Genomic DNA, 12,074 nt, shown 5'->3' with positions numbered 1-12,074 from the left:
CGCCAGCCGCGCCGCGCGACCACCGCGACCGCGGCCGCCCAGCACGCCAACGCCGGCGACGCGGGCGTCCAGCTCGTCCCCGTCGACGAGGCTCCGGCCGCCGAGGCGCCCGAGTCCGAGGCCGACGGCGAGGAACGTCGCGAGGCGGCCCGTGCGGCCGTGCGCGAGGAATTGCTCGCGTCCGTCGCGGGCGGCATCCTCCGCCCCGAGGGCGAGAACGGCGAGGGCGGCGACGAGGGCGAGAAGCCCCAGGGCCGCAACCGCAACCGTCGCGGCCGCGGCCGCGGCGGCGACCGCGCGCAGAACCAGGGCCAGCAGGGCGGCGCCCAGCAGACCGAGAAGGCCGAGCCCAAGGCCGAGACCGACGCCGAGGCCGGCGACAAGCAGCAGCAGGGCCGAGGTCGCGGCAACCAGCAGCAGCAGGGCGGCCAGCAGAGCGCTCAGCAGGGCGGCCAGAACCAGAACCAGCCGCAGGACGGCGACGGCGACGGTCGTCGCGGCCGCTACCGCGACCGCAAGCGTCGCGGCGGCGCCCCGGGCGACGAGCTCGAGCCCGAGATCCTCGACGACGACGTGCTCGTGCCCATCGCGGGCATCCTCGACGTACTCGACAACTACGCGTTCGTGCGCACGACCGGCTACCTGCCGGGTCCGTCGGACGTCTACGTGTCGCTCGGTCAGGTGAAGAAGTACCACCTGCGCAAGGGCGACGCCGTCGTCGGCTCGATCAAGCAGCCCCGCGACGGCGAGCAGAACAGCCGCCAGAAGTACAACGCGCTCGTCAAGGTCGACTCCGTCAACGGGCAGACCCCCGACGAGGCGGCGGCCCGCGTCGACTTCCAGAAGCTCACGCCGCTCTACCCGCAGGAGCGCCTGCGCATGGAGACCGAGCCGACGAAGTTCACGCAGCGCATCATCGACCTCGTCTCGCCGATCGGCAAGGGCCAGCGCGGTCTCATCGTCGCCCCCCCGAAGGCCGGCAAGACGATCGTGCTCCAGCAGATCGCCTCGGCGATCGCGCAGAACAACCCCGAGGTCCACCTCATGGTCGTGCTCGTCGACGAGCGCCCCGAAGAGGTCACCGACATGCAGCGCACGGTGAAGGGAGAGGTCATCGCCTCGACCTTCGACCGCCCCGCGGAGGACCACACGACGGTCGCCGAGCTCGCCATCGAGCGTGCGAAGCGCCTCGTGGAGCTCGGCCACGACGTCGTCGTGCTGCTCGACTCCATCACCCGCCTCGGCCGCGCCTACAACCTCGCGGCACCGGCCTCCGGCCGCATCCTCTCGGGCGGCGTCGACGCGTCGGCGCTCTACCCGCCGAAGCGCTTCTTCGGCGCGGCGCGCAACATCGAGAACGGCGGCTCGCTGACGATCCTCGCGACGGCGCTCGTCGAGACCGGCTCCAAGATGGACGAGGTCATCTTCGAGGAGTTCAAGGGCACCGGCAACAGCGAGCTGCGCCTCTCGCGCCAGCTCGCCGACAAGCGCATTTTCCCGGCGGTCGACGTCAACGCGTCGTCGACGCGTCGCGAGGAGATGCTCATGTCCGCCGACGAGGTCAAGATCACCTGGAAGCTGCGCCGCGCCCTCGCCGGCCTGGAGCCCCAGCAGGCGCTCGAGGCGATCCTCGGCCGCCTGAAGGAGACGCAGTCCAACACCGAGTTCCTCCTGCTCATGCAGAAGGCCGCTCCGGTGGCGGGCGGCGGCGCCCACGGCCACGAGAACGAGCGTCGCTGAGGTCGTGTTCGAGACCGTCCAAGCGCTGATCGCCGAGCACGGCGAGCTGCAGGAGCAGCTCGCCGACCCGGCGCTCCACGCCGACCCCGCGCGCGCCAAGAAGGTCAACCGGCGTTACGCCGAGCTGTCGCGCATCGTCGCGGCGCACGAGGCGTGGACGCAGTCGGTCGACGACCTCGACGCGGCCCGCGAGCTCGCGAAGGAGGATGACGCGTTCGCCGAGGAGATCCCGGCGCTCGAGGCATCCCTCGCGGAATCGCAGGAGAAGCTGCGACGGCTCCTCATCCCGCGCGACCCCGACGACGGCCGCGACGTGATCATGGAGATCAAGGGCGGCGAGGGCGGCGCGGAGTCGGCGCTGTTCGCGGCCGACCTCCTGCGGATGTACCTGCAGTACGCGTCGTCGAAGGGCTGGAAGACCGAGCTGCTCGAGTCCGACGAGTCCGACCTCGGCGGCTACAAGAACGTCCAGGTCGCGATCAAGTCCAGCTCGACCGATCCGTCGCAGGGCGTGTGGGCCCACCTCAAGTACGAGGGCGGCGTGCACCGCGTGCAGCGGGTGCCCGTCACCGAGACGCAGGGCCGAATCCACACGTCGACGACCGGCGTGCTCGTCTTCCCCGAGGTCGACGAGCCCGAGGAAGTCTCGATCGACCAGAACGACCTGAAGATCGACGTGTACCGCTCGAGCGGCCCCGGCGGCCAGTCGGTCAACACGACCGACTCGGCGGTGCGCATCACGCACCTGCCGACGGGCATCGTCGTGTCGATGCAGAACGAGAAGTCGCAGCTGCAGAACCGCGAAGCCGGCATGCGCGTCCTGCGCGCCCGCCTCCTCGCCCGCCAGCAGGAGGAGCTCGCGGCAGCCGCGTCCGACGCGCGCAAGTCGCAGATCCGCACGATGGACCGTTCGGAGCGCATCCGCACGTACAACTTCCCCGAGAACCGCATCGCGGACCACCGCACCGGCTACAAGGCCTACAACCTCGACCAGGTGATGAACGGCGCGCTCGATCCGATCATCGAGTCGGCCGTCCGCGCCGACGAGGAGGCGAAGCTCGCCGGCGAGTGAGCCGATCGGGAGACGTCACGAGCCCGGCATCCGACTTCGGTCGGTGCCGGGCTCGTGACGTCGCCGGCCTGCCCGCCGCGGGCCGTCAGATCTCGTGGATGCCGCGCGCCGTGTCGATGGTGACCTCGCGCGCCGGCTTCGCGACGGCCGGGATGCCGACGAGCACGGAGTGCGCGGGCGCATCCTTCGTGACGACGGCGTTGGCGCCGACGACCGACCACTGGCCGATCACGATGTCGCCGAGGATCTTCGCCCCGGCGCCGACCGTGACGCCCTTCTCGAGCGTCGGGTGGCGCTTGTCGCCGGGACGGGCGAGGCGCGGAGCCTTCCCGCCGAGGGTGACGCCGTGGTACAGCATGACGTCGTCGCCGAGGACGGCGGTCTCGCCGATGACGACGCCCATGCCGTGGTCGATGAAGAGCCGGCGGCCGATCGTGGCGCCCGGGTGGATCTCGATGCCCGTGAGGAAGCGGGCGAGTTGCGAGACCAGCCGCGCGGGCAGGCGGAAGCCCGCGAGCCACATCTTGTGGTGGAGGCGGTACCACCACACCGCGTGGAGCCCGGAGTAGGCGAGGAAGATCTCGACGTCGCCGCGGGCCGCGGGGTCGTGGGTGCGCGCGTTCGCGAGGTCTTCTCGCAGCGCTCGGAGGGCCGTCACGTCCCCCATCCAACCAGACGACGACGCCCCGCCCGCCCGCGGTGCGCGGGGGAGCGGGGCGTTCGCCCGTTCGCGGGACTCAGTCGAGCAGGTCCTCGTAGAGCACGGTGCTGAGGTAGCGCTCACCGAAGTCGGGCACCACGACCACGATCGTCTTGCCGGCGTTCTCGGGGCGCTTCGCGACCTCGAGGGCGGCCCAGACCGCTGCGCCGGAGGAGATGCCGCCGAGCACGCCCTCCTGGGTCGCGAGGGTGCGGGCGGTGGCGATGGCGTCGGGCGTCGCGACGTCGATGACCTCGTCGTAGATCGTCGTGTCGAGCACCTCGGGCACGAAATTCGCGCCGATGCCCTGGATCTTGTGCGGTCCCGCGGTGCCCTGCGTGAGCAGCGGCGAGTCGACGGGCTCGACCGCGACCACCTGCAGGCCCGGCTTCTGCTCCTTCAGGTACGCGCCGGCGCCCGTGATCGTGCCGCCCGTGCCGATGCCGGCGACGAGGATGTCGACGTCGCCGTCGGTGTCCGCCCAGATCTCCGGGCCGGTCGTGGCCCGGTGGATCGCCGGGTTCGCGGGATTGGCGAACTGGCTCGCGAGGATCGCGCCCGGCGTCTTCGCGACGATCTCGTTCGCCGCCTCGACCGCGCCGCGCATGCCGTCGGCGCCCGGCGTCAGGACGAGCTCGGCGCCGTAGGCGCGCAGCAGCACTCGGCGCTCCTTCGACATCGTCTCCGGCATGGTCAGGATGACCTTGTAGCCGCGTGCGGCCCCCACGAACGCGAGGGCGATGCCCGTGTTGCCGCTCGTGCCCTCGACGATCGTGCCGCCGGGCTGCAGCGCGCCCGACGCCTCGGCGGCGTCGATGATGGCGACGCCGATGCGGTCCTTGACGCTCGCGGCGGGGTTGTAGAACTCGAGCTTGGCGAGCACCGTGGCACCGGTGCCGCCGGCCAACCGGCCGAGCTTGACGAGCGGCGTGCGCCCGACGACCTCGGTGATGTTCTCGTAGACCTGGGCCATCGGGGTTCCTTTCGCGAGGGGACGGGCGGCAGCGTGGGCCGTTGCCAGCCTAGGAGCGGCCCGGCGGCGCCGTCACCCGGGTTACGCCCGAATACGACGGGAGCGGACGGGCGGCCCGGCTTCGTCGCGGCCGAGGCGGGATCGGCGTCGCCTCGGCCCGGGTTACGCTCGAACACGTGCATTCCGACGACCCCGTCCGCGGTGCGAGCCTGCGGGACGCCCTCGCGCTGACCGCCGCCCGCCTGGCCGAGGCGGGCGTACCCGATCCCGTCGTCGACGCCGAACTGCTCGTCGGGCACGTCCTCGGCCTCTCCCGGGGCGAGCTGCAGGCGCGCGTCATCCTGGGCGGCGAGCTGTCGGGCGAGGAGGCCGCGACGCTGTCGGCGCTCGTCGTGCGCCGTGCGGCGCGCGAGCCGCTGCAGCACCTCACCGGCACGGCGCCGTTCCGCGCGTTCGAGCTCGCGGTCGGCCCCGGGGTGTTCACGCCGCGGCCCGAGACCGAGCAGGTCGTGCAGCTCGCGATCGACTTCCTCCGCAACGTGCCGACGGCCGAACCGCGCGCCGTCGACCTCGGCTCCGGTTCGGGCGCGATCGCGATCGCGATGGCGCGCGAGGTGCCGCGTGCGCGCGTTTGGGCGTACGAGAACTCGCCCGAGGCCTTCGCGTGGACGAAGCGCAACGTCGAGGCGCTGACCGACGGCAATCTCGAGCTCGTCTTCGGCGACCTCGCCGACGCGCTGCCGGCGGAGACCGATTCGCTGGACGTCGTGATCTCGAACCCGCCGTACATCCCGCGTGCCGCAGTGCCGCGCGACCCCGAGGTGCGTCTGCACGACCCGGCCCATGCGCTCTACGGCGGCGAGGACGGCCTCGACGTCGTGCGCGTCGTCTCGGGCGTCGGCCTGCGGCTGCTGCGTTCGGGCGGGATGCTCGTGCTCGAGCACGGCGAGGAGCAGTCGGCGTCGATCCGCGCACTGCTCGAGGCCGACGGCTGGCACGCGGTCGCCCACCACCGCGACCTGACGGGCCGCGACCGGGCGACGACCGCCCTGCGCTGAGTTCCGCCGGCCCCTAGCGGCGCCTCGCGGCCCGCTCCGCGTCTCGGGCGGCGCGCTCGGCCTCCCGGCTCGTGCGCTCGGCGGCCTTGCGCTCGGCCTCGGCGGCGCGCTGCCGCGCGAGCTTGATCTCGTCGCGCTCGCGTTTGCGAGCCTCCTTCAGCGCTTTCTGCGCCTCGCGGACCGTGCGCTCGGCGTCGCGCCGCCCACGATTGGCCTCGCGCACGGCGGGATCTCGGGGGAGCGGCTCCGAGTCCGGGTCGAGCGGCTCGGGTTCGTCGTGCGCCGCCGTCGCGCCGCCGCCGCGTTCCTCGATGGGTCGGGCGAGGCCGTCGAGGATGCGCGCGAGGCCGAACTCGAAGTCGACGTCGGCGTCCTCGGTGCCGTCGCCGACATAGCCGCCCGCGAGGAAGAACGGCGCGAAGTCCGGGAAGCGCTCGGGCGTGATGAACGGGACGAGCCCGGCGAGGAAGTTCGCGCCGTCGACGTCGCCGGGATCGGCGGCGGCGAGGTCGCGCTCCTGCCGCGCGTACGCGCGCGAGTAGTTCGCGAGCAGCAGCAGCGCGCCCATCTTCTCGCCCGGATCGAGCGGGACCTCGCGCACTTCGCGGAGGAACCAGTCGACCATCGCGAGGTTGTTCGGGGTGATCGGCACCCCCTGGATGGGCAGGTCGGAGAGCCAGGGGTGCTCGTGGTAGCCGGCGCGGGCAGAGCGGGCCCAGCGAGCCAGTCCGCTGCGCCAGTCGGCGTCGTCGGCGGCTTCGGGGATCGGCACCTCGCTCGCCGCCTCCTGCATGAGCAGGAGCAGGTCGTCCTTGCTCGTGACGTAGCGGTAGAGCGACATCGGCGTGAAGCCGAGGGCCGCGGCCACCCGGCTCATCGAGACCGCGCCGAGCCCTTCGGCATCGGCGATCTCGATCGCGGCGTCGACGATGCGCTCGATGGAGAGCTCCCGTTTCGGGCCGCGCTGCGGGTTCGCGGCGATGCCCCACGCGAGCGCGACGGCGCGGGGCAGTTCGGGCTCGGGTTCGGATTCGGTTCCGTCGGACATTCGGCTCTCCTGCCGTCATCGGCGCGTACGGCGCTTGCGGTCGACGCTACCACCGTGTATGACATACGCAGTGGTATACGCCATAAACAGTATGTCCCATACACGGAAGGAGATCGGGATGTCACCGATCATCGACGTCCGGGCGCTCGCGAAGCGCTACGGCCGCACCGTCGTCCTCGACGGCCTCTCGTTCACGGTCGAACCCGGCGAGATCTTCGGGCTGCTCGGGCCCAACGGCGCCGGCAAGACGACCACGATCGAGATCCTCACGACCCTTGTGCGTCCCGACGGCGGCTCGGCGACGATCGACGGCGTCGACGTCGTCCGCGGCCCTGCCGACGTGCGGCGTCGCATCGCCGTCAGCGGCCAGTCCGCCGCGGTCGATGCGCGGCTCACGGGCGCCGAGAACCTCCGGCTCCTCGCCCGGCTCTCCGCGCTCGGCCGCCGCGAGACCGAACGGCGCACGACCGAACTCCTCGAGCGCTTCGACCTCGTCGAGGCGGCAGGGCGGCAGGTCGGCACCTACTCGGGCGGCATGCGCCGCCGACTCGATCTCGCGCTGAGCCTCATCGTCCCGCCGCGCGTGCTCTTCCTCGACGAGCCCACGACGGGACTCGACCCCGTCAGCCGCCGCGAGCTCTGGGAGTCGATCCGCTCGCTCGCCGACGGCGGCACCACGGTGCTGCTGACGACCCAGTACCTCGACGAGGCCGACCGGCTCGCCGACCGCATCGCCGTGCTCGACGGCGGCCGCGCGGTCGCGCTCGGCACTCCCGCCGAGCTGAAGTCCCGCGTCGGCGGCACGAGCGTCCAGCTGCGCGACCCGGACGGGGAGCTGCTCGCCGAACTGCCGACGGACGGCAGCCTGCACGGGCTGCGCGAGGCGATCGACGAGCTCGACCGTCGCGGCGCCCGCGGCTCGATCGCCCTGCGCGAGCCGACCCTCGACGACGTCTACGACGCGCTCGTCGGAGCCGGTCGTGCCGAGCGCCCCGCCGAACCCGCCCTCGCCGAAGGAGTCGCCTCATGACCGCCGTCCTCACCCCGCTCGCTCCCGCTGCGGAGTCGCGCCCGCTCCGGGGGCGACCGGGCCTCGCGCCCGCGACCGCGTCCTTCACCGGCCGGAGCCTCACGCACACGATCCGCAACGCCGACGCGCTCGTCATGGCGATCGTCCTGCCGGTGATGCTCATGCTCGTCTTCACGTACGTGTTCGGCGGCGCGATCGACTCCGGCGGCGGGTACGTCGACTACGTCGTGCCCGGCATCATCCTGCTCTGCGCCGGATTCGGCGCCTCGGGCGTGGCCGTCGACGTCGCGGAAGACCTGACGGCCGGCTTCATCGACCGCATCCGCACCATGCCCGTCGCCGCCGGCGCGGTCATCGCCGGCCACGTCATCGCGAGCGTCGTGCGCAACCTCGTCGCGACGGGCATCGTCATCGGCGTCGCGCTGCTGGTGGGCTTCCGGCCGACGGCCGGCCCGCTCGAGTGGCTCGGCGCGATCGGCGTCGTGACCCTGTGGATCCTCGCCATCACGTGGCTCTTCGCCGCCGTCGGCCTCACCGCCTCCGGCCCGGAGGCTGCAAGCGGCTACGGCTTCGTGCTGCTGTTCCTGCCGTACCTCTCGAGCGCGTTCGTGCCCGTGGACACCATGCCGGAGTGGCTCCAGCGGGTCGCCGAGCATCAGCCGGTCACGCCCATCATCGAGACCATCCGAGGACTGCTGATGGGCACGCCGATCGACGACCAGGCCTGGTGGGCCGTGGGCTGGTGCGTGCTGCTCATCGCGATCGGCGTCGTCTGGAGCACGTGGGCGTTCGGCCGGAAGTCGGGGCGCCGCTAGCCTCGCCGCGCGCTCGCGCTCCGGGCCGGTCTCCCGCCGGCCCGGAGCGCGCAGCCCGGCCACGGGTCGGGCGCCCTAGAATCATCCGGTTATGTCTCAGACCTTCGACTGCGCCGACGACGACGAACTCCTCACCGGGATGCGGCTGGCCCGCGCCGCGCTCGGCCGCGGCGAGCTCGTCGTGCTGCCCACCGACACCGTGTACGGGCTCGCCGCCGACGCGTTCAGCCCGGCCGCCGTCGAGCGGCTGCTCGAGGCCAAGGGCCGCGGCCGCACCTCGCCGCCGCCCGTCCTCATCCCGGGCATCCCGACCCTCGATGCGCTCGCGCGCGAGGTGCCGCAGCCGGTGCGCGACCTCGTCGCCGCCTTCTGGCCCGGCGGGCTCACGGTCATCCTGCACGCGCAGCCGTCGCTGCAGTGGGACCTCGGCGAGACGCGCGGCACCGTCGCGCTGCGCATGCCCGACCACCGCATCGCCCTCGAACTGCTCGCCGAGACCGGGCCGCTGGCCGTCTCGAGCGCGAACCTGTCGGGGCAGCCGAGCGCCGCGAGCGCCGGCGACGCCGAAGGGATGCTCGGCGATTCGGTCGCGGTGTACCTCGACGGCGGCGCCGCGGGCACGGGCTACGAGGCCATCGGCGAGCGACCGGGGGACACGTCCTCGACGATCGTCGACGCGACGGGTCTGGCTGCCGGCGGGTCCGGGCTCCTCCGCATCGTCCGCGCCGGCGTGATCTCGCGCGAGGCGCTCGCGGGCGTCGTCGGCGAGGAGCTGATCGCCCCGTGACCCTGTTCGTCGTGCTCGCCCTCGTGGCGGCGATCGTCTCGTACTTCGGGTCGATCGCGGTGTGGAAGATCGGTCTGAAGTACCGGCTCTATCCGAAGATCCGCGAGCGCGACGTCCACACCCGCCCGACCCCCCGCCTCGGCGGCATCGCGATGTACGTGGGGTTCGTCGCCGCGATCGGCGTCGCCTGGGTCGTCTCGGCGCGGTTCCCCCTCCTCGACGTCGTCTTCGACGATCGCTGGCAGGTGCCCGCCATCCTCCTTGCGGCGACCCTCATCGTCGTGCTCGGCGTCGCCGACGACCTCTGGGACCTCGACTGGACGGCGAAGCTCGCGGGCCAGTTCATCGCCGCCGGCATCATCGCCTGGCAGGGGGTGTCGATTCTCTCGCTGCCGATCGCCGGGTTCAAGGTCATCGGCTCGTCGCTCTTCAGCGTCATCATCACGGTGTTCGCGATCGTGCTCGTCATGAACGCGATGAACTTCATCGACGGCCTCGACGGGCTGGTCGCGGGCGTCTCCCTCATCGCCAACGGCGTCTTCTTCGTCTACACCTACCTGCTCGTGCAGCAGAGCTCGCCGACGAACTACATGAACCTCGCCTCGCTCCTCGCGGCGCTCGTCGTCGGCGTCTGCATCGGGTTCCTGCCGCTCAACTGGCATCCGGCGAAGCTGTTCATGGGCGACGCCGGCTCGCTCCTGCTGGGCCTGCTCATGGCGACCTCGGCGATCGCGGTGACCGGGCAGATCGACCCCGCGACGGTCGGGCAGAACCAGCTCGTCGCGGCGTTCATCCCCATCGTCATCCCCTTCGCGGTGCTCGTCATCCCGCTGCTCGACTTCGGCCTCGCCGTCGTGCGCCGGATGGGCGCGGGGCGCTCGCCGTTCTCCGCCGACCGCAAGCACCTGCACCACCGTCTGCTCGACATGGGCCACTCGAGCCTCGGCGCCGTGCTCATCTTCTACGCGTGGACGGCGGTCGCCTCGATCGGATGCCTCCTGACGTACGTCCTGCCCGTCTACTTCGGCGTCGACGACTGGGTCGCCTTCGTCATCCTCGGGCTCGGTTTCGTGGTGTGCGCGGTGCTGACGCTCGCGCCGCTCGGCAAACGCCGTCACTGGTTCACCGGCTGGACCTCCTTCCGCCGTGCCCGCATCGTCGAGAGCACCGCGGACGTCGAGGGCGTCGACGAGACGACGCCGGCGGTTCCTGCGGGGGAGCGGACCGGGCCGGTCCCTGCGGCGAGCGAGGCCGATCCGGATGCCTCGACGCCCATCAGCGCGCCCCCAGCGACGCGCCGCTAGACTCGCCCGGATTCACGACTGGAGCCTCATGACCGACCTCAACGGCCGGCCGGACCGCCCTGCCGGCGCGCCCGCCAACACCCCCACGTCCAACCCCGTGCTCAAGCGCGCCCTCGTCTGGGGCGGCATCCTCGCCGCGGTGATCCTCGTCGTCGGCGGTCTCGTCGGCTTCCTCGTCGCAGGCGTCCCCGGCCTCGTGAGCGCGCTCATCGGCACGGCGATCGCCGTCGTCTTCATGGCGGTCACGGCCGGCAGCATCCTCCTCGCCAACCGGTTCGCCGACTCCGACCTCTTCGTCGGCGCCTTCTTCGGCATCGTGCTCGGCGGCTGGATCGTGAAATTCGTCGTCTTCATCGTGCTCGTCGTGCTGCTGCGCGGCGTCGACTGGCTCGAGCCCGTCGTGCTCTTCCTCGCGCTCGTCGCCGGCGTCCTCGGTTCCCTCGTCGTCGACGTCGTCGTGATGCTGCGCTCGCGCGTCCCGTACGTCGACGCGAAGCTCCCGAAGGCCCCGTCGGAAGACTGAAAACCCGCCTCGGACCGATATCCCCCGGGGATTCGGCGGAGGCCGGATCTCTTGCTACAGTGTGTAGAGATCCCCCCGGTTTCCCGCCCCATCGGCGTGTGCGGAAGCCTGATCATCTGCAATTTTGCCCGTCGTCGTGAGAGCCGAGCTCTACCGCCCCGATAACAGGAGATAGCGCTGCTAGCGAACGCTGCGAACCTGCTGGTTCAGATCTCAACGTCCGACGAATTCCATGGGCCCTCGATCGAGGAGTTCTTCCCTCCGGTTGTCATCGACCTGCCGGGCGAGTGGTTCGACATCAACCGCATCATGATCGTCCGCTTCATCGCGGTCGCCGCGCTGCTGCTGCTCTTCTGGCTCGGCACGCGCAAGATGCGCCTCGTGCCCGGTCGCTATCAGAGCCTCATCGAGATGGGCCTCGACTTCGCGCGCGTCAACATCGCGGAGGACCTGCTCGGCAAGAAGGACGGCAAGCGCTTCCTGCCGATCCTCACCACCATCTTCTTCATGGTGCTGTTCATGAACCTCACGGGCATCATCCCGGGTCTGAACATCGCCGGCACGTCGGTCATCGGCGTCCCGCTGGTGCTCGCGATCGTCTCGTACGTGACGTTCATCTACGCGGGCATCAAGAAGAGCCCCAAGAACTTCTTCAAGAACGCCCTCTTCCCGACGGGCGTCCCGTGGCCGGTGTACATCATCGTCACGCCCATCGAGCTCATCTCGACGTTCATCATCCGCCCCGTCACGCTGACGCTGCGACTGCTGATGAACATGATCGTGGGCCACCTCCTGCTCGTGCTCTTCTTCTCCGCGACGCAGTTCTTCATCTTCACGCTCGGCGGGTGGTACACCCTCTTCGGCGTCGGCACGCTCGCCTTCGGCTTCGTGTTCACGCTGTTCGAGGTCCTCGTCGCCGTGCTGCAGGCCTACGTCTTCGCCCTTCTCACCGCGGTCTACATCCAGCTCGCGGTCGCCGAAGAGCACTGAGCCCGGGCGCCCGCCCGAAGCGAACCCTAGGAAA

The 12,074-nt window shown here is 71.3% G+C and carries 12 protein-coding genes; 9 read left to right on the top strand and 3 right to left on the bottom strand.

The window, feature by feature from the left end; all coding sequences use genetic code 11:
* Both rho and prfA read left to right on the top strand, forming a co-directional pair.
* Positions 1-1,740, top strand: a 1,740-nt coding sequence (rho, locus tag GB864_RS12200; RefSeq protein WP_160425421.1) for a transcription termination factor Rho, incomplete at its 5' end; no start/stop codon positions are given.
* Positions 1,741-1,744: 4 nt separating this feature from the next.
* Positions 1,745-2,812: a peptide chain release factor 1 gene (gene prfA, locus GB864_RS12195; RefSeq protein WP_160425419.1), complete on the top strand. Its 1,068-nt coding sequence runs from the start codon at positions 1,745-1,747 to the stop codon at positions 2,810-2,812.
* An 85-nt stretch (positions 2,813-2,897) separates the two neighbouring features.
* Here prfA and epsC read toward each other — a convergent pair whose 3' ends face one another.
* Positions 2,898-3,470: a serine O-acetyltransferase EpsC gene (gene epsC, locus GB864_RS12190; protein ID WP_419672789.1), complete on the bottom strand. Its 573-nt coding sequence runs from the start codon at positions 3,468-3,470 to the stop codon at positions 2,898-2,900.
* Between the two features lie 79 nt (positions 3,471-3,549).
* Positions 3,550-4,485, bottom strand: a complete 936-nt coding sequence (gene cysK, locus GB864_RS12185) for a cysteine synthase A (protein WP_160425416.1) — start codon at positions 4,483-4,485, stop codon at positions 3,550-3,552.
* A gap of 176 nt (positions 4,486-4,661) precedes the next feature.
* Between cysK and prmC the strand changes: the two genes are divergently transcribed.
* Entirely contained in the window at positions 4,662-5,543 is an 882-nt protein-coding gene (gene prmC / locus GB864_RS12180) for a peptide chain release factor N(5)-glutamine methyltransferase (protein ID WP_160425415.1), read from the top strand.
* Between the two features lie 13 nt (positions 5,544-5,556).
* Here prmC and GB864_RS12175 read toward each other — a convergent pair whose 3' ends face one another.
* A complete protein-coding gene (locus GB864_RS12175; protein ID WP_160425414.1) occupies positions 5,557-6,591 on the bottom strand; it encodes a TetR/AcrR family transcriptional regulator in 1,035 nt (344 codons plus the stop codon).
* A gap of 118 nt (positions 6,592-6,709) precedes the next feature.
* Between GB864_RS12175 and GB864_RS12170 the strand changes: the two genes are divergently transcribed.
* The 6 genes from GB864_RS12170 (at position 6,710) to atpB (ending at position 12,040) form a co-directional block, all read left to right on the top strand.
* On the top strand, positions 6,710-7,621 hold the full coding sequence (locus GB864_RS12170; protein WP_160425413.1) for an ATP-binding cassette domain-containing protein: 912 nt from the start codon (positions 6,710-6,712) through the stop codon (positions 7,619-7,621).
* A complete protein-coding gene (locus GB864_RS12165) occupies positions 7,618-8,436 on the top strand; it encodes an ABC transporter permease (protein WP_160425412.1) in 819 nt (272 codons plus the stop codon). Before GB864_RS12170 ends, GB864_RS12165 begins: the two co-directional genes overlap by 4 nt.
* A gap of 91 nt (positions 8,437-8,527) precedes the next feature.
* Complete coding sequence (locus GB864_RS12160; protein WP_160425410.1) at positions 8,528-9,223, top strand: L-threonylcarbamoyladenylate synthase; 696 nt, start codon at positions 8,528-8,530, stop codon at positions 9,221-9,223.
* The gene (locus GB864_RS12155; RefSeq protein WP_160425408.1) at positions 9,220-10,527 is read left to right on the top strand and encodes an MraY family glycosyltransferase; all 1,308 of its coding nucleotides are present in this window, start codon (positions 9,220-9,222) and stop codon (positions 10,525-10,527) included. The genes GB864_RS12160 and GB864_RS12155 overlap by 4 nt, the downstream gene beginning before the upstream one ends.
* Before the next feature lie 28 nt (positions 10,528-10,555).
* Positions 10,556-11,050: a Cg1360 family ATP-synthase-associated protein gene (locus GB864_RS12150; protein ID WP_160425406.1), complete on the top strand. Its 495-nt coding sequence runs from the start codon at positions 10,556-10,558 to the stop codon at positions 11,048-11,050.
* Between the two features lie 171 nt (positions 11,051-11,221).
* Positions 11,222-12,040, top strand: a complete 819-nt coding sequence (gene atpB / locus GB864_RS12145; RefSeq protein ID WP_160425428.1) for a F0F1 ATP synthase subunit A — start codon at positions 11,222-11,224, stop codon at positions 12,038-12,040.
* The last annotated feature ends 34 nt before the right edge of the window (positions 12,041-12,074 follow it).

Origin of the sequence: Agromyces seonyuensis (assembly GCF_009789225.1) — a bacterium.
In the GTDB taxonomy this organism is placed as follows: domain Bacteria; phylum Actinomycetota; class Actinomycetes; order Actinomycetales; family Microbacteriaceae; genus Agromyces; species Agromyces seonyuensis.
This window is presented reverse-complemented; position numbering and strand designations above follow the sequence as displayed.